The following is a 20,624-nucleotide window of genomic DNA, read 5'->3' as shown; positions in this document are numbered from 1 at the left end:
ATGATGGTCATGATAACCCAGTCACGTCAGGTTGAACGGCAACTGACGCACCGGCTTACCCGTCAGGCTCGCCACCGCATTCGCAAAGGCCGGTGCCAATGCCGGCAGGCCGGGCTCCCCCATACCTGTGGGTGGTTCGGCGCTGGGCACGAGGTGAATCGAGAATTGCGGCGTATCGGTGATACGCGGCACGCTGAAGTCGGCGAAGTTGCTTTGTTGCACGACGCCGTTTTTCAACGTGACGGCGCCGCCCGGCAGGCACATGGACAAGCCCATGAGGGCCGCACCCTGTACCTGCGCCTCGACGCTGCGCGGGTTGACGACCAGGTTGCAATGGACGCCCGCGGTCACCTGATGCAGCACCGCACGACCGTTCTGTACCGAGGCCTGGACCACGTAGGCCACCACCGAACTGAACGACTCGTGCACCGCCACGCCCCAGGCCTGGCCTTCGGGCAGCTGATTCTTGCCGTAACCACTTTTGTCCACTGCCAGTTGCAGCGCGGCGCGATGGCGTGGGTTTTGATCGGCAAACAGCTTCATCCGGTAGGCTACTGGATCTTGCCGGGTTGTCCGGGCAATTTCATCGATCAATGTCTCCATCACAAAGGCTGTATGGGTGGATCCCACGCTGCGCCACCACAGCACCGGAACGTTGAGCTTGGGATGATGCACCGTCAGGCGCATCGGCAGCGGATAGGGGTTGCGCAAACCTTCCGTGGCCGTGGGGTCGATACCGTTCTTCATCCGAGCGCCAAACATCGTGTCGGCGAGGATCGATTGCCCGACCAGCACGTGATCCCAGGCCAGTACGTTGCCGTTGTCATCGAAACCGATCCGCGCACGGTGCAGGTGCATGGGGCGGTAGTAGCCGCCCTTGATGTCATCTTCACGGCTCCACAGGGTGCGAATGGGCGCATCGAGCCCGGCGGTGCGCGCGGCCTTGGCGACTTCGCAGGCGAGAACAACGAAGTCGCCGGAGGGAACGCCACGCCGGCCAAAGCCACCGCCCGCCGTCTGCACATTGACCTGGACCTGCTCAGGTTTGAGATTCAACACCCGTGCCGCCGCGACGCCGTCGCCACCGGGGAACTGTGTACCGACCCATAGCTGGGCGCGGTCCCCGGAAACCTGGACAGTGCAGTTCAACGGTTCCATGGGCGCGTGGGCGAGGTAGGGAAACAGGAACTCGGCTTCCAGTTGATGCGCAGCCGTGGCAAGCGGCGTCATGTCGGCATCGAAATGAAGGGGGCCGGGCTGGTTGGCCAGGTCCCGGTACTGGGCCAGCTGCTGTTCGCTGTCCACCTTTTCGACGGTGGACGTGTCCCATTGCAGCTTGAGCGCATCACGGCCCGTTTTCGCCTGCCAATAGCCTTCTGCGACCACCGCCACACCCTCGGCCCCTCCGTCCAGCGGCACCCGCAGGACGGCTTTCACCCCTTGGGTGGCACGCGCCGCGCTGTCATCCAGCGAAGCGATACGAGCCCCGAATACAGGCGGGCGGGCCACCACGGCGGTGAGTTGTCCGGGCAGGTGCATGTCGATGCCGAACTCCTGCCGGCCGCTGCTCTTGGCCTTGGCGTCGATGCGCGTCGTGGCCTGGCCGATGATGCGGAAGTCCTTAGGATTCTTGAGGGTGACTGTTTCAGGCACGGGCAATGCCATCGCCGCATCGGCGAGTTCCCCGTAACTCGCTTTGCGGCCTCCGGCACCAAGCACCATGCCCGCCTGGGTGCTGAGGCTCGCCACATCGACATTCCAGCGCGCGGCCGCTGCCGCGAGCAACATGGCGCGAGCGCGGGCGCCCAGTTCGCGATACTGGGTGTAGCTATTCTTGATCGAGTTGGAACCGCCGGTGATATGCATACCGAAACTCGGATCCTGATAAGCGGCGTCGTTGCTGCCATTGCGAGTGCGCACCAGGCTCCAGTCGGCATCGAGCTCTTCGGCCAGAATCATGGGCAGTCCGGTCTGCACACCCTGGCCGAACTCCAGGCGGTTGATCGTGACCGTTACCTCGCCGTTGGGCGCAATGTGCACGAACGCCGACGGTTGCTGGGTGGGTTTGAGCGCTTGCGCGCCGTCGCCTGCTTGTTGTGCCAGGGCCAAGTGCGGGAATGCCCCCAACGCCAGACCGCCAATGCCGACGATTTTGAGAAAGCTGCGCCGGGGGAGTGCGGCGAAGCTGTTCATGTCGTCGTCGGTGAGAATCGATTGCAGGGTGCGAGGGAGTTCCTCTGGAAAAATGTCGTTCAGCATGGCGCACTCCGGTCAGGCAAGGGCTTTGGCGGCATCGGCCACGGCAGCACGGATACGGACGTAGGTACCGCAGCGGCAGATGTTGCCGGCCATGGCCGAGTCGATCTCGGCGGCGGTGGGTTGCTTGCCTTTGGGTTGGGCCTTGAGGAACGCGGTCGCGCTCATGATCTGGCCGCTCTGACAGTAGCCACACTGTGCGACGTCATGCTTGACCCAGGCCTCATGCACCGCCGTGCCGACCGGATCGCTGCCGTCGGTGGCGGCTTCGATGGTGGTGATTTTCCTGCCTTCGGCGGCGGCGACAGGCGTCACGCAGGAGCGGATGGCCTGGCCGTCCAGGTGAACCGTGCACGCGCCACACAGCGCTGCGCCGCAGCCGAACTTCGTGCCGGTCATGCCCAACGTATCACGCAATGTCCAGAGAATAGGGGTGCCAGGATCGACGTCGACCGTGTAGTCACGGCCATTGATGTTGAGGGCGCTCATGGTGGGACCTGCTCCGCAAGGTTTGGCTCCGATCAACTATAGGAAGGAATCCCATAAGCGCATTGCACAATTCAGGCTGATGATTGCCCGATCCTGCGCACTGGCCGGCGGGCTATTCCATCCAGCCTCCCTATCTTTCTGTTTGGATCGATCAGCCTAAGGTGGGTGCGCGCTATACCCGCGTGCGGTATCGGACCCAGCGCGTTGCATCGCACACTCATTCTCCAGGCGCTTCGTCGTTCTCGTCCTGAGAACAGCGGATTGCTGCCCTCAAATCTATGGAGAGTGACCATGACAACACATCAGGACTACCGCACTCACGATGAAGAAAACAACCACGCTCAACCGGCGTCGGGCATGCATTTGGCCCCAACCGGGTTGAACGTCGAAGAGCTTGTTCCTTCGCGCTACGCCGTGCGGGTCGGCGAGATCGACGTGCTGGTGGTGAGCGATGGCGTACTGCCGCTGCCGACCACTACGATGTCCACCAACGCCGATCCGGCGGCTCGCGCGGCATGGTTCAAGGACATGTTCCTGGGCCCGGATGCGTTCGATTGGGCGCTGAACGTGCTGGTGGTGCGCAGCGGCGAGCAAACCATACTCGTCGATGCCGGGCTGGGTGGGCAGTTCCCCGGCTTTCCGCGCGCCGGGCAGTTCCCGAAGCGACTGGCGGCCGCCGGTATCGATCTGGGGGCCGTGACCGACGTGGTCATCACCCACATGCACATGGACCACATCGGCGGGCTGCTGGTCGACGAGGTGAAGAACTGGCTGCGTCCGGACGTGCGGATCCACGTTGCAGCCGCCGAGGTTGCGTTCTGGGCGTCACCCGATTTCACCCTGACCTCCATGCCGGCACCGGTGCCGGACGTCCTGCGGGCCACTGCCGATGAGTTCATGAAGGTGTACGGCAGCAAACTGCGTACGTTCGAACACGAGCATGAGGTCGCGCCGGGTGTGATCGCCAGGCTGACGGGGGGACACACTCCGGGGCACAGCGTGGTTCATGTGATGTCCGCTGGTGAACGGCTGACCTTCGCCGGCGACGCGTTGTTTCCGGTCGCATTCGACCATCCTGACTGGCACAACGGTTTTGAACATGACCCCGAGGAAGCCGTTCGCGTTCGGGTCCGGCTCATGCAGGAAGCGGCGGCGAGCGGCGAGCTGCTGGTCGCCACGCATTTGCCGTTTCCGTCGGTGGGAAGGGTCGCGGTGGAGGGGGACGCGTTTCGCTGGGTGGCGGCTTTCTGGGACTACTGAGCAGTAGTCGAATCCATGACGCCGGCGCTTTTTGATGTGTCCTGCAGCCTGTCCAGCCTGAGGGTTGGATGGGCACGGCGTCAGGCGTCATTATCGGTGTGAACCTTCCCTCTGCGACGTTTGAATAGTTCCCCGGATCAAGAATGGACCGGCAAGACCAAGCCGAATGCCACGAAAAAACCGCCGCATACCTTGTTGAACCGACGCCCGGCCCGGGCCAGCCATGGCCTGACCCGATACGCCGCCGTGGCCACGATGTACTCGACAATGAACTCCACGACGGCATAGGTCAGCGCGATAACGGCGGTCTGGGCAAGCAGGTTTCTGTGTGGATCAAGAAAGGGCGGGATAAACGCAGTGAACAGCAACAGTGCCTTTGGATTCGAGACCGCAGACAACAGGCCCTGTCGGAAAAGCGACCAGGGGCCGGATCCTGTCACGGCATCCACGTCCAGGGAAACCGGCGCCGACCGCCACAACCCCAGGCCCAGCCAGATGAGATAGAGCCCGCCGGCGATCTTCAACACCATGAACCAGGTCACTGAAGCCTGGATCAATGCACCCAGCCCGAGGGCACACAGCGACAGCATCACGACGAATCCCGCCACACCGCCACTGATGGTGAATAGGGTCTTGCGGTTGCCATGAATCGCGCCGTGGGTCAGGACCAGCAACGCGTTGGGCCCTGGTACCACCGCAATGCCGCAGCAGGTAACCAGATAAAGCAGCCAGGTCTCGAAGGGCATGATGTTCTCCAGTGAAAGGCAGCGTCGGCTCTCCACATCCTGGTGGTGAAACCCGGTCAACGGAAGCGCATAATTCATGGCTTAGACATTCGATTATCGAATAGAGGTCGTGAACATGCCTTCCGGCGATTTGCAGATGGACTGGCTCAAGTGCTTTGTTGCGGTGGTGGACGCCGGTTCGCTGTCAGGTGCGGCCCTTGAGGTGCATAGGTCGCAGTCCGCCGTGAGCATGCAGATGAAGAAGCTGGAAACGGCGCTTGGGCGGCAGTTGTTGAGTCGCGGCCCGCGGCATCTGCAGCTGACCCTCGACGGCCAGACCCTCCTGGGCTACGCACGGCGCATGGTGGCGCTGCATGCCGAGACGCAGGCCGCTTTCCATGGCGAAGAGCTGACCGGACGTATACGGCTGGGCGTTGCCGAGGATTACGCGGCCAAGTACCTGACGCCTGTGCTCAAGCGTTTCGCTCCCCGCTATGGGGGCGTTGAAATAGAACTGGATTGCGAGCAGTCGACAACCTTGATTCCACGGGTGGTGAGTGGGGACCTGGACCTGGCGCTGGTTTCCAGGGATTCTCCTCAACGGGGCACCTTTCTGTTCAAGGAACCCATGGTGTGGGTGGGGTCGCCTCAGTTCGAGCTCTGGCGGCGCGACCCCATACCGATCGCGGTCTACGAAAGCGCCAGCCTGGCCCGGCGCAACGCAGTCAATTCGTTAACGTTGCAAGGCCGTCGGTATAAGGTGGTCTACAACAGCTCCAGCCTCGCAGGCCAAGTCGCGGCGGTGGAAGGCGGGATTGCCATCGCCGCCATCACCCAGTGCAGTGTCCCGGCTTCATTGCAAGTGCTCGGCAACGAACATGATCTGGGCGGCATACAACCGATGGAGGTCTCGGTCTTCCGGAGTCGAGCCTCTCGGGGCTCGAAGGCAGTGAACAGCCTTCACGCCTTCATCATCGGTGCATTGAGGAGCCAGCAGGCTACATAGTTGGTTACTCGTGTACCGTCACCCGATTGCGCCCGGTTTTCTTGGAGGCGTACAACGCCTCGTCCGCCCAGGCGATCAGGTCAGCGTGGCTGTTGGATGGCGGGCTCAAGTCGGCCACCCCCAGGCTGATGGTGAAACGGATGACCTGGTCACCGTACGGCACATCCATTTCTTCGACGGCCTTGCGCAGGCGCTCGGCGAACATCCGAGCACCGGCCTTGTCGGTGTCTGAGAGCACTATGCCGAACTCTTCGCCACCATAACGCCCGGCAACATCGGAGTCGCGTACATGCTCGCGGACCAGGCCGGCGACCTGCTCGATGACCTTGTCGCCGGCCTGGTGACCGTAGGTGTCATTGACGCGCTTGAAGTGGTCAATGTCGAACATGACCAGGCTGGAATTGTTGCCATAGCGCTGATGCCGGGCATAGGTGGCCTTGAGGTTCTCCTCCCAATGTCCGCGGTTATACAGACCGGTCAGCCGATCGGTGCTGGACAGTTGCTGCAACTGTGCGTTGGCGGCCTGGAGCTGATGCCGGTTGGTGGCGACGTCGGTGACGTCATAGATCACCAGGCAGATATGATTGATTTTGCTGTCAGGGGAGCGCAAGGGCAGTAGGGTGGTGTTCTGGAACATGAACTCCTCGTGGCCGGTGATCGGCTGGTAGTTCTTGAACCGCACCAGATAGGGACGTTGCTCCCAGACGGTGAAGGCGGGTGTGCCCAGGGCGGCGACGCTTTCCACCTTGCGACTGAACCATTGGTGATCGACTTCGGGAAACAGGCTGAAGAAATGCTGATTATGGGCGTCCTTCGGCTGGACCCCGGAACGGTTCTCCATGAACGTATTCCAGACCTGCACCCGATAGTCGCGGTCAAGTACCACCACGCCGACGTCAATGCTCTGGACAATCGCCAGCAACCAGTGGAATTCGTTCAGATCAACAGGATTGTTCATGGCTCAGCTCATCAAGTAGGCGAGTTTGTGGGTCAACCGCTCGATTGAGTCTTCCGTGAACAGCAATAACAGGTCGAAGCGAATGTCGTGGCCTTCCAGGCTGTAGCTGATTTCCACGGCGAGGGTTTTCTTCCAGCGGGTCTGGTTGACCAGGATCAGCTCGTCGATCGCCGCATGCTGGCCGAGCACCTGCGGGTGACCTTGGGAAAACACCACATCGATCTGCTCGGCAATGCTGCTAAGGCACGCGCCGATCAGCACGCTGGAAAGATCGAGCACCATTTCCAGATCCGAATAATCGGCGCTCTGGCGCTGCATCAATTGCGCGATATCGGCGACTTCCGAGTCATGGAATATCAGCAGGGCTTCACCGGCAATACCACTGCCGATAAAGCCCTGGCAGATGGCTGTGAGCTGCTGGGAACTGCCGGCATCGGCGAGTGCCATGTGCAACTCACCAACTTCGAGAATGTTCACGTTCGGCACCGGCAACTGCACGAAGACACCCAGGACCTTGGCGATCAGGGCGGCGGCCCGGCCAATGGCAACGTTGACCGTCTCGCGGAACGCGTCGTGAAAATGAATGGCGGTGTTGCTTGTGGTGCGATGCTGCTGTGGCGTCTGCGCGGACTTCGTCAACAGGCCCAGTCTGCTGAGGGTCTGGCGCAGTTCGTTTTCATCGAAAGGTTTTTTCAGGAACGCCAATGCGCCCAATTCGCTGACGCGGCGTACTGCTTCTTCCTGGACGTCACCGGAAATCACGATGACTTGCGCCTTCAATCCTTCGGTGCGCAGGGCGCTCAGCACCTGGTAACCATCCATCTCCGGCATGGTCAGGTCGAGCAGCACCACGTGGCCCAGCCCCTTGCGTATGGCCTCCATGGCCTGGCGACCGTTACTGGCCTCGGTAATGGAGACTGACCAGTCCGCCGGCAATGCCCGTAACACTTGCTTACGGGCCATGTTGGAGTCATCACACACCACTAGGGGAATCTCTGACACAACCAGCCTCTCATCAGGGAAAGTACTAGGGCATCATGCCATAGGCTTACAAAGACCACCTAATCGCCAGGGTTAAGAGCTCGCCGAAGCTCCAGTGGTCTTTCCTTTTTTTGAACAAGCGATCATCCGGGAAGTTCGACACGAATATTCGCCGCAGGGACGATGACACGGATTCATCTGAAACTCTGCGGCCCGGAAACAGAAAACCCGCACGCTCATGACGAGGTGCGGGCTCTTGGGCGACCGAAACCTGCGATCAGAAGCGCATGCCTTCGAACGGGTTCCAGCTTTGCTCGCCTTTGACTTCCTTCAGGTAGTACGCGTAGTTGGTCATGATCGCGTACATCACCGAGAAGGCGGCGCTCATGCCCGAATCCAGCGCCCTGGGAGATTCCATGCCCATGAGTCCGAAGATCACGCTCACTGCGAGACTGATCCCGAGCATGATGCCGATCATGGCCAGGTTCTTTTTCCAGAGCCCCAGGACGAACAGGTAGATCGGGCCGAAGAAGAAGGCAATCACGTTGGCATTGATCAGCATTTTCTTCTTGAAGCCTGGCAGCGCCTTGAAAGCTTCCCTGTGTCGCGGGTCGTTCGGCGCGCCATAGGTATCAAAGAAATTAAAGCGTTCCTGCCATTTGGCGCTGTATTTGCCAGTGCCTTGTACGTGTTCGGTGGTGCTCATGTTTACGGCTCCTTGATGGTCCATGCAGTGGTAAAACGTTCTTCCGCGAATTCCTGAGCGCTTTATAAGCGTTTATGCGGAAAAAAGCCCCTTCGGTGGAACAGGCGCCCGTTTGATCTGTGACGCGCATCACTCTCACTGCGCGTAGGACTACGAGGGCGTCATGACTCGCAGGAAATTCCACTGCCCCATTGTCTGCCACGCGATTTACGTCTAGTTTGCTGGCCGATCACAAATACAAAAAATCAGGAGTCCCAGATGCAACCGATTCGTCTCGGTCTGGTGGGCTACGGCAAGATCGCCCAGGATCAACATGTCCCGGCCATCCACGCCAATCCCGCGTTTCAACTGGTGGCGGTCGCCACGCAAGGGCAGCCCTGTGCCGGGGTAGAGAATTTCAAGTCCCTGGACGAGCTGCTCGCCAGCGGTCCCCAGGTTGATGCGATTGCGTTTTGTACTCCGCCGCAGGGTCGATTCGCGCTGGTGGAGCAGGCCTTGGCCGCCGGCAAACACGTCCTGGTGGAAAAACCGCCTTGCGCTACCCTTGGCGAAGCGATGGCGTTGGTCGGCCAGGCTGAGGGGCAGGGCGTCAGTGCCTTGTTTGCCTGGCATTCGCGCTACGCGCCCGGGATCGAAGCGGCCCGGGACTGGCTGGCCAGCCGCACCCTGCAAAGCGTGAAGATCGACTGGAAAGAAGACGTGCGCAAATGGCATCCGGGCCAGGCGTGGATCTGGCAACCGGGTGGCCTGGGGGTGTTCGATCCCGGCATCAATGCCTTGTCGATTGCGACCCATCTGTTGCCACGGCCGCTGTTTGTCGAGTCGGCGCAGTTGCGCGTTCCCGACAACTGCCAGTCGCCCATCGCCGCGAGCATCCGGATGTCGGACGCGCGCCACCTCGACATCCGCGCGGAGTTCGATTTCGACCATGGTCATGATGAACTATGGAGCATCGAGATCCGCTGCGCCGAAGGCACCTTGCGCCTGGACAACGGCGGCGCCCTGTTGAGCATTGATGGCGTGCGGCAGGCGGTTTCGGAGGAGGGCGAGTACGCAGCCGTGTATCGACACTTCCAACAGCTGATCGCTGACAAGGCCAGCGACCTGGACCTGCAACCGCTGCGGCTGGTGGCGGATAGTTTCTTTGTCGGCAGCCGGACGTTGGTTGAACCGTTCTACGATTGATCGCGTAGCATTCCCGGTGGAAGCGGGCTTGCTCGCGAAGGCGGCGGCACCTTCAGTAGTTCAGTGACAGGTACGACGCTATCGCGAGCAGGCTCGGTCCAACAGGGGGGCAGGTGGTGTATGCAGATATTGCGTAGACCACCGATCCCAGGTGGGAGCGAACCTGCCCGCGATGCTTTCAAACCAGGTAGTTTTTCAACTCTCGGGCGATGACCATCCGCTGTATCTCGCTCGATCCTTCATAGATCTGGGTAATCCGTGCATCGCGGTAGTAGCGCTCCACCGGATAGTCTTCCAGATAACCGTACCCGCCATGAATCTGCATTGCCGAGGAGCAGACCTTCTCAGCCATTTCCGAGGCAAACAGCTTCGCCTGGGAAGCCTCTGAAAGACAGGGTTTGCCAGCGCTGCGCAAGCGGGCTGCGTGGAGGATGAGCAGGCGAGCGGCATTCAGGCGGGTGTGCATGTCGGCCAGCAGGTTGGCGATGCTCTGGTGCTCGATGATCGGCTTGTCGAACTGCACCCGATCCCGGGAGTAGGCCAGGGCGGCCTCGAACGCCGCTCGGGCGATGCCCAGGGCCTGGGCCGCGATGCCGATCCGGCCGCCTTCCAGGTTGGAGAGGGCGATTGCCAGGCCTTTGCCACGCGTGCCCAGCAGGTTGGCCTCGGGAACGCTGCAGTTGTTCAAGGTGACCGCACAGGTGTCCGAAGCGCGGATGCCCATCTTGTGCTCGGTACGATCAACGATGAAGCCCGGTGTATCGGTCGGCACCAGGAAGGCCGAGATGCCTTTTTTACCCAGGTCGGGGTCCGTCACCGCGAACACGATGGCCAGCTTCGCCCGCTTGCCGTTGCTGACAAACTGCTTGGCGCCGTTGATGACCCACTGGCCGTCCCGCAGTTCGGCGCGGGTACGCAGGTTGTGGGCCTCGGACCCGGCCTGGGGCTCGGTCAGGCAGAAGCAGCCAATGGCCTGTCCGCTCGCCAGGTCGGCCAGCCATGTCTGTTTCTGTTCATCGGTACCGAAATTGAGGACCGGCCCGCAACCCACCGAGTTGTGGATACTCATCAGTGCGCCAGTGGCGCCATCACCTGCGGAGATTTCCTCCACTGCCAGGGCGTAGGCGACGTAGTCGACGTAGGTACCGCCCCATTCCTCGGGCACCACCATGCCCAGCAGGCCCAGTTCCCCCATCTTCGCCACCAGGCCATCGTCGATCCACCCGGCCTTTTCCCACGCCTGGGCATGGGGCGCGATTTCGCCGCGGGCAAAGTCCCGGGCCATGTCGCGGATCATCACTTGTTCTTCAGTCAGTTCGAGGTCGTGCATGGATTCAGTTCCCGAGGTCGTCGAGGCCGTCGAAGAAACTCGCCACCAGGTTCGCGTCCAGCGCATCCAGGGTCGGCGGATTCCAGCGGGGCTTCTTGTCTTTGTCGATCAGCAGGGCGCGCACGCCTTCGATCAGGTCGCCGCGTTCGAACCATTGCCGGTCCAGGTGCAGCTCCAGGGCGAAACACTCTTCCAGGCTGAGGTGGCGACCACGTCGCAGCATCTCCAGGGTGACCGCCATGGCCAGGGGCGAACGGGTTTCCAGCAGCTCGGCGGTTTGCAGCGCCCATTCATGGCTGTTGGCGACGGTGACTTGGCGCAATTGCTCGACCATGCTCGGTACATCGGGTAGGGCGAAGAAGTGATCGATGGCCGGGCGCAGATCGTCCAGCGGAGGGGCAGGCAGTTGCTGTACGGCGAGTTTCGCCAGCAGACTCTGCAGGTCCTTGAGCGGCATGTCGCTCCATTCCAGCCGATCGAGACGCTCATCGAGTTGAGCGAGCTTGCGGCTTTCCAGGTACCAGTCGGCCAGGCCGCAGTACAACGCATCGGCCGCTTTTATCTGGGCACCGCTGACTCCCAGGTAGATACCCAGCTCGCCAGGAATACGGGGCAGGAAATAACTGCCGCCCACATCCGGGAAGTAGCCGATGCCGACCTCGGGCATGCCCAGGCGGCTGCGTTCGGTCACCACCCGCAGATCCGCGCCCTGCGCCAGCCCCATGCCGCCGCCCAGGACGAAACCGTCCATCAGGGCGAGAATGGGTTTGCGGTAATGGTGAATCGTCAGGTCGAGGGCGTACTCCTCGACGAAAAAGTCTTCGTGGAGCGTGTCGCCTTGCTTGTGGCTGTCGTAGAGCGACCGGATGTCGCCACCGGCACAGAACGCTCTGTCTCCGGCGCCGCGCAACACCACCGCATGGATCTGAGGGTCGGGAAGCCAGGCATCGAGTTGTTGTTGCAAGCTGCGCACCATGCCCAGGGTAAGGGCATTGAGGCCGGCGGGGCGGTTCAGGGTCAAATGGCCGATGTGATTGCGAACATCGACCAACACCTCACAGGCCACGACTTCGACGCTCCCTGTGGCTTGGGATGAAACCTGAGCAGTCATCGCTAACTCCCTGCTTTTATTGTTCTTTATGAATTTTTTCGCGCGTATCCGGTCGGGATCGTAACAGTGCAAAATTGCCTCGCACAACCGGTATACGTGCAGGTCCTGTCTGCATATTTATAGCAGCCACAGGCTCAGTCGCGACCCGACAGCACCTCCGTGATGCTGCGGCGCTTGGCATTGCGCTCGCTGGCATGGATCAATTGTTCGAGATCTTCAGGGGTTACGTCGAAGAACGCTTCCATTTCCGCAAGAGCCAGTTTCAGGTCCTCGGCGGTAATGGCCTGACGGTCCACAGGGGGGTGGTCGGCCGGAATGATCGCAACCGGCTCGCTGGCCCGCTTCGGATAGCGCACCCGCGTCAGGTTGTTGTAAGCCAGCGCACTGACGAGCAGAGCGCAACCTGCGAGCATGGCCGCGCCGAGGGCCTGCCAGTCCAGGGCAACAATGGACGAATCCGCCAGCACCAACGTCGCTGCCAGTGCACCGGCCGGCGGATGAATACAGCGCAGCCAGCACATCAACACCAGTGCCATGCCGGCTGCCAGGCAGGCGCTGCCCAGCGTGCGGCCCAGCACGTGGGCCACCAGCAGCCCCACGACCGATGCGCACAAGTAACCGCCAAAAATCGACCAGGGTTGGGCAAGGGCGCCCGAAGACACCGCGAACAGCAGTACCGCCGAAGCCCCCAGGGGGCCGATCAAGTGTTGCGCCACTTCGAGGCCATACACTTGGCCGCAAAGCCAGACACTGAACATGACCCCCAGGGCCATGCCGATGGCGGCACGACTCCACTCGGTGGGACGGGTATTGACGGCAGCAGGGAACCAGCGAGAAAGCATTGAGTACAGATCCGAAAAGCGAACAAAAAAAGGGGCTTACGGGAGAATCCCTGAAAGCCCTTTAAGTGTTCCAACAATTGGGGAAGGAACGATGCACAGTGTGACGTTCGTCATCCTCGCTTACAAATTCATATTAATGCTGTTTGAGATCATTTATTTTGAAGTAAGGGTGTGCTCAAGCGCTTCGCGGGATCTGGTACCTGGCTTGCGGTGCGATGGGCAAGTCGCATGACCGCCCGCGCCCCATCGGAAAGTAGGTGAAGCCTTTGTCGGCCATGCGCTCCGGGTCGTAGAGATTGCGACCATCGAACACCACCGGGGCCTTGAGCCGTTGCTGAATCAGCGCAAAGTCCGGTGCCTTGAACGGCTGCCACTCGGTGCAGATGATCAGCGCATCGGCCCCCGGCAAGACCGCCTCCGGAGTGCCCATCAGCATGAGTTTCGACTCGTTGGGGTAGAGCTGCTGGGTCTGTTGCATTGCCTCCGGATCAAACGCCCGGACAGCAGCGCCGGCGGCCCACAGTGACTCCAGGAGCACGCGGCTCGGGGCATCGCGCATGTCGTCGGTGTTGGGCTTGAAGGCCAGCCCCCACAGCGCGAAGGTTTTGCCGCGAAGATCGCCGTTGTAGAACGCCTTGATCCGCTCGAACAGCTTGTGCTTCTGACGTCCGTTGATGGCTTCCACCGCTTGCAGCAGATCGCTGGCGCAATGGACTTGCTCGGCGCTGTGGATCAGGGCACGCATGTCCTTGGGGAAGCACGAGCCACCATAGCCGCAGCCCGGGTAGATGAAGTGATAGCCGATGCGTGAATCGGCACCGATGCCCAGGCGCACCGCTTCGATGTCGGCCCCCAGGTGCTCCGCCAGTTCCGCAATCTGATTGATGAAGCTGATCTTGGTCGCGAGCATCGCGTTGGCGGCATATTTGGTCAGCTCGGCGCTGCGCAGGTCCATGAACAGGACCCTGTCGTGGTTGCGATTGAACGGCGCGTACAGGTCTCGCATGGTTTCCCGCACCTCATCGCGCTCGCAGCCGATCACGATACGATCCGGGCGCCGGCAATCGGCGACCGCCGAGCCTTCCTTGAGAAACTCCGGGTTGGAGGCGATATCGAATTGCAGCAAGCGACCGGCCTTGATCAGGCATTTGTCGATGTGTGCCCGTAGGGCGTCTCCGGTACCCACCGGTACGGTGGACTTTTCCACCAACAGCACCGGGTGCTCGCGATGGCGGGCGACTGCCTCACCCACCGCCATGACCTGGCACAGGTCGGCCGAGCCATCTTCCCTGGAGGGTGTGCCTACCGCGATGAACAGCACCTGCCCGTGCTGCACGGCGAGCCGTTCATCGCTGGTGAAATGCAGTCTTCCAGCGTCAAGCCCTTCACGCACCAATGGCGCCAGGCCCGGCTCGTAGATGCTGACCTGGCCTTGACGCAGGCTTTCGACCTTCTGCTCGTCGATGTCCATGCAGATCACGTCATGGCCCACTTCGGCCAGCACGGCGGCTTGCACCAACCCGACGTAACCGCTTCCGAATACCGTTATTTTCATCTGGTGGGCTCCCTGGGCAATTCCCGGCACGCATGACCCGCGATCCGTGATGAACCGTGGCGTATGGGTCCCAGAATAAGTCGGGAATATTGCAGTTCACTGACAGTTCGCAGTCGCGCCGGATCTTAATGGCAAGCAGTAGCCGATCCACCCGGCGATCAACAAGCCCAGGTTCACGCCATCGCGCAGCAACAGGCGAGCTGCAGCTCGTCGCACTTGTGCGCCGCTGACCCGACCACGCCGGATGTCGAAGCGGGCAAAACCGTGGACATGGCGCAGCACGTCGAACGCCAGCAGCGCCGATGCCACCATGAACCAGAACATGCGTTGCCAGTAAGGAATGCCCAACGCTTGCAACAGGTCCGTGGTGACGTGCTGGTGTGCCACTTCTTCGCGGCAATGCCAGCGCCACAGGCGTGTCTGCGAAGACTCCCCTTCCGAGAGCAGGCCGCCCTGGCGCAAGGCGATCCCGGATATCACCGCCGTCACATGCTCGAACGCGGCAGCCAGGGCCAGTTGTGCATTGAGCGACAACTTCGATTGCGCATGCCCGAGGTCCTTTTCGATGCTGATTTCGTACTTCCTGACCTCGAACCCCTGTTTTTCCAGTTGCTGGTTGTAGAGCCTGTGTGCTCGCTGGTGGGCGCGCTCCTCGGCGACGAAACGGCGCGATTCGGCGGCCAGTGTCGAGGTCTGTTGCAGCTGTGAGGCGGCTGACTCCACCACCGAAATCACAAACTGTTCACCCGCGGGCAGCAGCACTGAAAATGCATCGAACAGATAGGTCTTGATCGGCGTGTCGTTCCAGAAGGGCTGGAAGGGCAAAGGCTCGTCCTGCTTTTGATTTTCCAAGGCTTACTTCCAGAGTCGAGGACCGAAACGCATCCAGGTGGCAAGAAAGGCGCACAGCCCCACCGCGCTGCCTGGCCGGGTTTCAGCCAGCACCTTCGAGCGGGCGAGGGCATGGAACCAACGGGTCGCCGGCGCATCATGGTGCGTGCGATGCAGCGAGCGGTGCAGGATGAGCCAGGACACCCAAGTCGGCAGGTAAACGTCCGTCGTGATCTCCGCCGGGGCACGACGCGAACCCTGGGCCAAGATCGCTACACCGTAGTGCTCGGCCTGGGTCAACCAGAAATCCAGCCAGGCAAACAGGCAGTAGGGGATCAGCCAGGCGCATATGACTTGGCGAGGCACCTCATGGATCCCCACTGCCAGCGCGGCAAGGAGCAGGACGATCAAGGCGTTGTTCCGGCGCCAGCGCCAGACTTCGCGAGGCGGGACATAACGTCGGGAGATGGCATTGGTGGAGAGGGTCGTCCAGAGTTGCTCGACGGGGCCCAGCAGGCAGATCAGGCGCGTTCGCCATGACTGTTCATACATGAGTCCTTCGGGATCGTCGGCCTGACAGGTCTTACGGTGATGCTCCAGATGAAAGTAGCGGTAGCCGACGAAGTTGGCGCCGGACATCGCCGCTGCGAGCATTCCTGCGGCGTCATTGAGGCGCGTGCCGACGAGGAACTGACGATGCACGCCCTGGTGCTTGATCTCCTGGACACCGATCATCAGGACCGCCTGGAGTATCACCAACGGCGCAAGCCCCAGCCATCCGAATGCTTCGTCCCCTGCGAGCCAGGCGAGTGCAGCCGTATTCCCGATACACAGTGCCAGGAACAGATAGCTGGGCAGGTTGGTTCCGGTGCCAGGAAGGCTGGTCTTCACAAGCACACGAAGACCAGTTTTTTCATGCGTTGCAACCACGGCAACGGCATTCGCCTCCAGATGAATGAAAGCCCGGAAAGCGGCACTTTACCCCGGATCAACACGCCGACATCCAGCGACGGCTCATGGGGGAAGTAGTTGTCCTTGATCGCGACTATCTGGCGAAAACCTTTCTTGAAGTAATAACGCAGCTGTGGGTCCAGCGGCAGCCCCTGGCGTTCACTGCGCACGTACTGCGCGACCGTGATATCGGGGTTCTTCGAGCGCCAGCTCCGCAGGCCTGGGACGGGAGAGCCCAGGTAGATGTCCGACCATCCCTGCTTGAGTGCGTAGGGCCAGAAGAACTCGAAGATGGCGTTCGCGGCTTTCGGGTCGATGCTGCTCAGGCTGATGCCGAACAACGTGCCGGTCGCTGCGGACTCATCGCCGTGCTGTCGTCTGGCACAGTCTTCCCACGTCGAGCAGCGGTGGATGACGTCGTGCCGGGTGGGTTTCATGAACAACGAGGCCAACGCGGCGCCGGTATGGACGCAGAATGCACCGACACTCAAGGTGGGGAAGGCAGCAATTCGACTCGCCAGCATGACCGCATCGGCACGCTGGTCGTCGGTCCATTTCCTTTGCTCGAGCTCCAGCAGCGCAGGGAGATCGGTAGACGTCAGGAACCGGACATCGATCTCATCGTCATGGGCTGGTTGCAGGTTTGCTGGCGCGGCGTTGGTGGCTTGATTTCTTGTTTTTTTCAGGAGGGCTTGCATCAGGTAAGCGACTCACCGATTGAAGGGGACTGGAGCAATCGGCGCACACGGTAGGCCATCGGTGTGAAGCTATGATGACGAGGTTGACTGATACACCGCTATCGCGAGCAGGCTCGCTCCCACAGAGGCCAGGGACGCCTACTGTGCGTCCAGACGGCACTCTACCGGCAGAGCGGCGACGAACTCACCCACCACCTCCCGGGTCAGGCTGACGATGTCTTCCACCCGCTCCATGCCCGCGCCGGTGCGCCAACTGGCAACGATGTCCATCACCGAGGGCAGCGGTACGCCGGTCACCAGGGTTAATGTGCCGTGGGCCAGTTCGCCCTGTACCAACGCCGCCGGCATGGCGCCGATGCCGAAGCCGTCACGAACCAGGCGGGTGATGGCCGAGGCCGAGTTCACGCAGTTGATGCGCGGTGACACGATGTTCGCCGAGTGCAGCAGGTTGAGGATGTCCTGGTGGGGCCGCGAGTTGCGTGAAAACGTCACGATACGCTCCTGGGACAGATCCTCCAGCGAGGCGTATTGCCGGTCATAGATAGAGCCGGTGCGCACCACCCAATGCATCGGATAACGGGTCAAGAGTGCATTGCGCACGCTGTCCAGACGCAGGATATCGGTCTGAAAAATAATGTCCTGGTAGCCTTTTTCCAACTGGGAACACAGATTGCTCGCCGTGTCGGCCGACAGTTCGATTTCCAGGGCCGGATAGCATTCCATCAGGCGCGTCACCAGCGGGCTGAGCCAAGTGTGGATGACCGTATCCATGGCGCCTATGCGGATCCTGCCGCGTACCTGGCGCGGATCCTTGATCACGGCTTTCATGCTTTGCATGGTGTCCATGATGCGCTCGGCATACTCCAGCACCCGTTGCCCTTCGGAGGTCAGCGACACTCCTTTGGAGTCGCGCACGAACAGCCGCACGCCCATCTCGTCTTCCAGGGCCGCGATACGGCTGGAAATGGACGCCTGGGTGGTGAACAGTTTCTCCGCCGTGAGCCGGAAACTCTTCAGGCGAGCGACCCAGACAAAGGTTTCCAGAAACTTGATATTCACGTTGGCGGCTCTCCGGTACTGAGATTGGCAATGAGTGGATTACTGCGTTTGGGCCGCCACATACTGGAGCACCGCTTCAAGCCCCGCGGTATCCGGCACGCTGTTCATGAGCGCGCGAACGGCGCACCACGGATAGTCCTGCGCCGAGACCCACGCCATGACCGGCGCCAGATCGGTTGCCGGCAACGTCACCATATGCTCGATGGTGATCGTCAGTCCCTCGGCCAGATTGGACTCAGGCTCGAACTGCCAGTCATACAGCCCACAACCGACCCTGACCTCGCTGCTGTGCTTGTCCGACATCGCCACCAGCCACGTGCACTGGAATGCCTCGGCATTCCCGGAAGGCGGGGCGCTCAGGCAAAACGTATAGACGTTTTCGAAGGTCTGGCCAAAACGCCTGACCAGGACATCGCCAATGGCCTCGCGGCTTTCCACGTGCCCCGGAAAAGAAATCGAGCCGGTGCGCACGACCATGTCCAGCGTGGCATCGGCGGTGAAGGCCTGGTCCAGCAGGTGGGGGCGGTTGCTGTCCTTGGCATTGATGTACTGTTGGATCGATCGTTGGGCCGTGTTCATCGGGTATCCATGTCTGATTGAAAGTGCCACGCAAAACCCTGTGTGAGCGAGCCTGCTCTCGATGGCGGCGGCAGGGTTAACATCGACGGTGCCTGACACACCGTTATCGCGAGCAGGCTCGCTCCCACAGGATGGGTGGCTTGACCGAGGAGCCTTGTTCGTTCTCTACAAAGCACTATTCCACAAATCCGTCACCAGCATGCAACCCGGTGCGTGGGTGATGCAAAGCGGGGGACGGGAGGCCTGGACCACCGATTGCGGGGTCACGCCGCAGGCCCAGAACACCGGGATCTCATCCGCCTCGACTGGCACGGCGTCGCCGTAATCCGGTCTGCCCAGGGATTGGATGCCGATCAGCGAAGGGTCGCCGATGTGCACTGGAGCACCATGGACATTGGGCATGCGACCGGTGATCTGGATCGCCTGGATCGCGGCGGCGGCTTTCATCGGCCGCATGGTCACGACCATTTTGCCGGAGAGCCGGGCGGTGGGGCGAGTGTCGATGTTGGTCCGGAACATGGCGATGTTACGGCCCAGATCAATGTGTCGCAGCCGAATGCCGGCTTCCAGCAGTGGTTGTTCGAAAGAAAATGAACAGCCCAGGGCGAAGGCGACCATGTCGTCCTGCCAGAGATGCTCGATGTCCCGCGGCTCTTCGCTCAACTCGCCGTCACGGAAGACCCGGTAGCGAGGCACTTCGTGGCGGATATCGATGGCGTTGCCCAGGTTGCGGAAGTACGGGTCCCCGGGTTCGGTCACATCCAGTATCGGGCAGGCCTGGCGATTGAGAGTGCAGTAGCGCAGGAACTCGTTGGCCCAATCGCCGGACAGGATCACGATATTGGCTTGTACCCGGCCCCTGCCCAAGCCACTGGTGTGCCCCTGGTACTGGCCGGCAGCGATGCGCTGGCGCAGGGCAAGGGGGTCGTACTGCTGCAGTTGTTCAAAAGACAGGGCTGGGAGGGACATCAAGGTTTCTCCGTGGGTTCGTCCGTTCTTTTTAGAAAACCCGGGCAATGGCGTCCAACAAGGAATGTTGCTACCCCGTGACAAATAAAAGTTATTCGAGGGCGAGCAGGCTGTTCAGACCTGGCGCCGCCACCATGCGTTGAGGACCGACATCAAGGGCATATTGACCGACCACTTGGCGACTCATCTGGACGATGCTTTCGATCAGCTCCAGTCCCACGCCCGCGCGCCAGGAAGCAACGACGTTCAACTGGGGCAGGGACGTGCCCGGCTCCAACTGGATCAACTCGCCGCTCGCCAGGGGCTTGGCCACCAAGGCTGCAGGCAGGGCGCCGATACCGAAACCGTCACGAATCAACCGCGTCATGGCCGACACGGAGTTGACGCAACTGACCCGTGGCGTGTTGACCCCCTGGGCATACAGCAGGTTGAGTACATCCTGATGGGGGCGTGACTGCTTGACGAAGGTGATGATGCGTTCACTCGCCATCTCGGCCAGCGAAGCATACGGGCGGGCATAGATCGAATGACTGGCGGCGATCCAATGCATGGGGTAGTGCCCCAATTCGAGGTTGCGCACGCTTTCGTGGCGGACCAGGTCGGTCTGGAAAGCGATGTCCAGGTAACCCTTCTGCAACTGTTCGCACAGATTACGTGCAGCGTCGGCGGTGATTTCGATTTCCACCGCCGGAAAGGCCTGCATCAGCATTGACATCAACGGGCTCAGCCAGGTGTGGATCACCGTATCCATCACACCGATGCGCACCAGTCCTTGCTGCTCACTGCCGGTGTCCAGCGACTGCTTAAGCGCACGCTGGACCTCGAGCATCTGCTCGGCGTAATTGAGCACCTTGAAGCCTTCGGGCGTCAGCGATACACCCCGGGAATCTCGCACGAACAGGCGCTGGCCCAACTCGTCCTCCAGTGATGCGATCCGGGCGGAGATCGCGGCCTGGGTGCTGAACATCTTTTCGGCGGTCAGGCTGAAGCTCTGCAGCCGGGCAACCCATACGAAGGTTTCGAGAAACTTGAGGTTCATGACGGCTCTCTTGGTGCTTGTGGTTCTTATGATTGCAATTGTTACTCCAGATCCGGCCGATGGATGCATCAAATTTTCTTATACCCGATCTGCC

The 20,624-nt window shown here is 61.1% G+C and carries 20 protein-coding genes; 3 read left to right on the top strand and 17 right to left on the bottom strand.

Annotated features, from left to right (window positions below; genetic code table 11):
* Nucleotides 1-21: 21 nt before the first annotated feature.
* Nucleotides 22-2,259: a xanthine dehydrogenase family protein molybdopterin-binding subunit gene (locus tag QZH45_RS16455; RefSeq protein WP_069018226.1), complete on the bottom strand. Its 2,238-nt coding sequence runs from the start codon at nucleotides 2,257-2,259 to the stop codon at nucleotides 22-24.
* A gap of 12 nt (nucleotides 2,260-2,271) precedes the next feature.
* On the bottom strand, nucleotides 2,272-2,745 hold the full coding sequence (locus QZH45_RS16450) for a (2Fe-2S)-binding protein (RefSeq protein ID WP_053194039.1): 474 nt from the start codon (nucleotides 2,743-2,745) through the stop codon (nucleotides 2,272-2,274).
* A 357-nt stretch (nucleotides 2,746-3,102) separates the two neighbouring features.
* On the opposite strand from QZH45_RS16450, the gene QZH45_RS16445 reads away from it, so the two are divergent.
* The gene (locus QZH45_RS16445; protein WP_418323290.1) at nucleotides 3,103-4,005 is read left to right on the top strand and encodes an MBL fold metallo-hydrolase; all 903 of its coding nucleotides are present in this window, start codon (nucleotides 3,103-3,105) and stop codon (nucleotides 4,003-4,005) included.
* A 137-nt stretch (nucleotides 4,006-4,142) separates the two neighbouring features.
* Here the strand turns inward: QZH45_RS16445 and QZH45_RS16440 are convergent, their stop codons facing one another.
* A complete protein-coding gene (locus QZH45_RS16440; protein ID WP_024776410.1) occupies nucleotides 4,143-4,751 on the bottom strand; it encodes a LysE family translocator in 609 nt (202 codons plus the stop codon).
* A 115-nt stretch (nucleotides 4,752-4,866) separates the two neighbouring features.
* Here QZH45_RS16440 and QZH45_RS16435 point away from each other — a divergent pair, with 115 nt between their 5' ends.
* A complete protein-coding gene (locus QZH45_RS16435; protein WP_024776411.1) occupies nucleotides 4,867-5,736 on the top strand; it encodes a LysR family transcriptional regulator in 870 nt (289 codons plus the stop codon).
* A 4-nt stretch (nucleotides 5,737-5,740) separates the two neighbouring features.
* On the opposite strand, the gene QZH45_RS16430 is transcribed toward QZH45_RS16435, so the two are convergent.
* From QZH45_RS16430 to QZH45_RS16420, 3 genes are all read right to left on the bottom strand, one after another.
* A complete protein-coding gene (locus QZH45_RS16430) occupies nucleotides 5,741-6,694 on the bottom strand; it encodes a GGDEF domain-containing protein (RefSeq protein ID WP_024776412.1) in 954 nt (317 codons plus the stop codon).
* A 3-nt stretch (nucleotides 6,695-6,697) separates the two neighbouring features.
* Nucleotides 6,698-7,696, bottom strand: coding sequence for a response regulator (locus QZH45_RS16425; protein WP_024776413.1), 999 nt, complete (start codon nucleotides 7,694-7,696; stop codon nucleotides 6,698-6,700).
* Nucleotides 7,697-7,952: 256 nt separating this feature from the next.
* Nucleotides 7,953-8,381: a DUF2628 domain-containing protein gene (locus tag QZH45_RS16420; protein WP_024776414.1), complete on the bottom strand. Its 429-nt coding sequence runs from the start codon at nucleotides 8,379-8,381 to the stop codon at nucleotides 7,953-7,955.
* 258 nt (nucleotides 8,382-8,639) lie between these two features.
* Here QZH45_RS16420 and QZH45_RS16415 point away from each other — a divergent pair, with 258 nt between their 5' ends.
* On the top strand, nucleotides 8,640-9,566 hold the full coding sequence (locus tag QZH45_RS16415; RefSeq protein WP_024776415.1) for a Gfo/Idh/MocA family protein: 927 nt from the start codon (nucleotides 8,640-8,642) through the stop codon (nucleotides 9,564-9,566).
* 178 nt (nucleotides 9,567-9,744) lie between these two features.
* Here the strand turns inward: QZH45_RS16415 and QZH45_RS16410 are convergent, their stop codons facing one another.
* The 11 genes from QZH45_RS16410 to QZH45_RS16360 form a co-directional block, all read right to left on the bottom strand.
* Entirely contained in the window at nucleotides 9,745-10,896 is a 1,152-nt protein-coding gene (locus QZH45_RS16410) for an acyl-CoA dehydrogenase family protein (RefSeq protein ID WP_024776416.1), read from the bottom strand.
* Between the two features lie 4 nt (nucleotides 10,897-10,900).
* Nucleotides 10,901-12,007: an enoyl-CoA hydratase/isomerase family protein gene (locus QZH45_RS16405; protein WP_024776417.1), complete on the bottom strand. Its 1,107-nt coding sequence runs from the start codon at nucleotides 12,005-12,007 to the stop codon at nucleotides 10,901-10,903.
* A gap of 134 nt (nucleotides 12,008-12,141) precedes the next feature.
* The gene (locus tag QZH45_RS16400) at nucleotides 12,142-12,849 is read right to left on the bottom strand and encodes an HPP family protein (protein WP_024776418.1); all 708 of its coding nucleotides are present in this window, start codon (nucleotides 12,847-12,849) and stop codon (nucleotides 12,142-12,144) included.
* 175 nt (nucleotides 12,850-13,024) lie between these two features.
* Nucleotides 13,025-14,404 carry a UDP-glucose dehydrogenase family protein gene (locus QZH45_RS16395; RefSeq protein WP_053194030.1) on the bottom strand — a complete coding sequence of 460 codons (1,380 nt, stop codon included), beginning with the start codon at nucleotides 14,402-14,404 and terminating at the stop codon, nucleotides 13,025-13,027.
* 96 nt (nucleotides 14,405-14,500) lie between these two features.
* Nucleotides 14,501-15,256: a metal-dependent hydrolase gene (locus QZH45_RS16390; RefSeq protein WP_053194029.1), complete on the bottom strand. Its 756-nt coding sequence runs from the start codon at nucleotides 15,254-15,256 to the stop codon at nucleotides 14,501-14,503.
* A 3-nt stretch (nucleotides 15,257-15,259) separates the two neighbouring features.
* On the bottom strand, nucleotides 15,260-16,132 hold the full coding sequence (locus QZH45_RS16385; protein ID WP_053194027.1) for a fatty acid desaturase family protein: 873 nt from the start codon (nucleotides 16,130-16,132) through the stop codon (nucleotides 15,260-15,262).
* On the bottom strand, nucleotides 16,123-16,884 hold the full coding sequence (locus QZH45_RS16380) for a hypothetical protein (protein WP_231995029.1): 762 nt from the start codon (nucleotides 16,882-16,884) through the stop codon (nucleotides 16,123-16,125). Before QZH45_RS16380 ends, QZH45_RS16385 begins: the two co-directional genes overlap by 10 nt.
* 138 nt (nucleotides 16,885-17,022) lie before the next feature.
* Nucleotides 17,023-17,943: a LysR family transcriptional regulator gene (locus tag QZH45_RS16375; RefSeq protein ID WP_024776423.1), complete on the bottom strand. Its 921-nt coding sequence runs from the start codon at nucleotides 17,941-17,943 to the stop codon at nucleotides 17,023-17,025.
* Between the two features lie 39 nt (nucleotides 17,944-17,982).
* Nucleotides 17,983-18,522: a hypothetical protein gene (locus QZH45_RS16370; RefSeq protein ID WP_053194025.1), complete on the bottom strand. Its 540-nt coding sequence runs from the start codon at nucleotides 18,520-18,522 to the stop codon at nucleotides 17,983-17,985.
* Nucleotides 18,523-18,687: 165 nt separating this feature from the next.
* The gene (locus QZH45_RS16365) at nucleotides 18,688-19,491 is read right to left on the bottom strand and encodes a putative hydro-lyase (protein ID WP_024776425.1); all 804 of its coding nucleotides are present in this window, start codon (nucleotides 19,489-19,491) and stop codon (nucleotides 18,688-18,690) included.
* 91 nt (nucleotides 19,492-19,582) lie between these two features.
* Entirely contained in the window at nucleotides 19,583-20,530 is a 948-nt protein-coding gene (locus QZH45_RS16360; RefSeq protein ID WP_024776426.1) for a LysR family transcriptional regulator, read from the bottom strand.
* Nucleotides 20,531-20,624 lie beyond the last annotated feature (94 nt).

Source organism: Pseudomonas corrugata, from assembly GCF_050920615.1.
Taxonomy (GTDB): Bacteria; Pseudomonadota; Gammaproteobacteria; order Pseudomonadales; family Pseudomonadaceae; genus Aquipseudomonas; species Aquipseudomonas corrugata.
Note: the sequence above shows the minus strand (reverse complement) of the source record. Positions and strands in the feature narration are given on the sequence as shown.

Excerpts from the sequence above, each read along its gene's own strand:
- QZH45_RS16455 (WP_069018226.1), bottom strand. The coding sequence starts at position 2,259 with ATGCTGAACGACATTTTTCCAGAGGAACTCCCTCGCACCCTGCAATCG.
- QZH45_RS16450 (WP_053194039.1), bottom strand. The coding sequence starts at position 2,745 with ATGAGCGCCCTCAACATCAATGGCCGTGACTACACGGTCGACGTCGAT.
- QZH45_RS16445 (WP_418323290.1), top strand. The coding sequence starts at position 3,103 with ATGCATTTGGCCCCAACCGGGTTGAACGTCGAAGAGCTTGTTCCTTCG.
- QZH45_RS16440 (WP_024776410.1), bottom strand. The coding sequence starts at position 4,751 with ATGCCCTTCGAGACCTGGCTGCTTTATCTGGTTACCTGCTGCGGCATT.
- QZH45_RS16435 (WP_024776411.1), top strand. The coding sequence starts at position 4,867 with ATGCCTTCCGGCGATTTGCAGATGGACTGGCTCAAGTGCTTTGTTGCG.
- QZH45_RS16430 (WP_024776412.1), bottom strand. The coding sequence starts at position 6,694 with ATGAACAATCCTGTTGATCTGAACGAATTCCACTGGTTGCTGGCGATT.
- QZH45_RS16420 (WP_024776414.1), bottom strand. The coding sequence starts at position 8,381 with ATGAGCACCACCGAACACGTACAAGGCACTGGCAAATACAGCGCCAAA.
- QZH45_RS16415 (WP_024776415.1), top strand. The coding sequence starts at position 8,640 with ATGCAACCGATTCGTCTCGGTCTGGTGGGCTACGGCAAGATCGCCCAG.
- QZH45_RS16410 (WP_024776416.1), bottom strand. The coding sequence starts at position 10,896 with ATGCACGACCTCGAACTGACTGAAGAACAAGTGATGATCCGCGACATG.
- QZH45_RS16405 (WP_024776417.1), bottom strand. The coding sequence starts at position 12,007 with ATGACTGCTCAGGTTTCATCCCAAGCCACAGGGAGCGTCGAAGTCGTG.
- QZH45_RS16400 (WP_024776418.1), bottom strand. The coding sequence starts at position 12,849 with ATGCTTTCTCGCTGGTTCCCTGCTGCCGTCAATACCCGTCCCACCGAG.
- QZH45_RS16395 (WP_053194030.1), bottom strand. The coding sequence starts at position 14,404 with ATGAAAATAACGGTATTCGGAAGCGGTTACGTCGGGTTGGTGCAAGCC.
- QZH45_RS16380 (WP_231995029.1), bottom strand. The coding sequence starts at position 16,884 with ATGCAAGCCCTCCTGAAAAAAACAAGAAATCAAGCCACCAACGCCGCG.
- QZH45_RS16370 (WP_053194025.1), bottom strand. The coding sequence starts at position 18,522 with ATGAACACGGCCCAACGATCGATCCAACAGTACATCAATGCCAAGGAC.
- QZH45_RS16365 (WP_024776425.1), bottom strand. The coding sequence starts at position 19,491 with ATGTCCCTCCCAGCCCTGTCTTTTGAACAACTGCAGCAGTACGACCCC.
- QZH45_RS16360 (WP_024776426.1), bottom strand. The coding sequence starts at position 20,530 with ATGAACCTCAAGTTTCTCGAAACCTTCGTATGGGTTGCCCGGCTGCAG.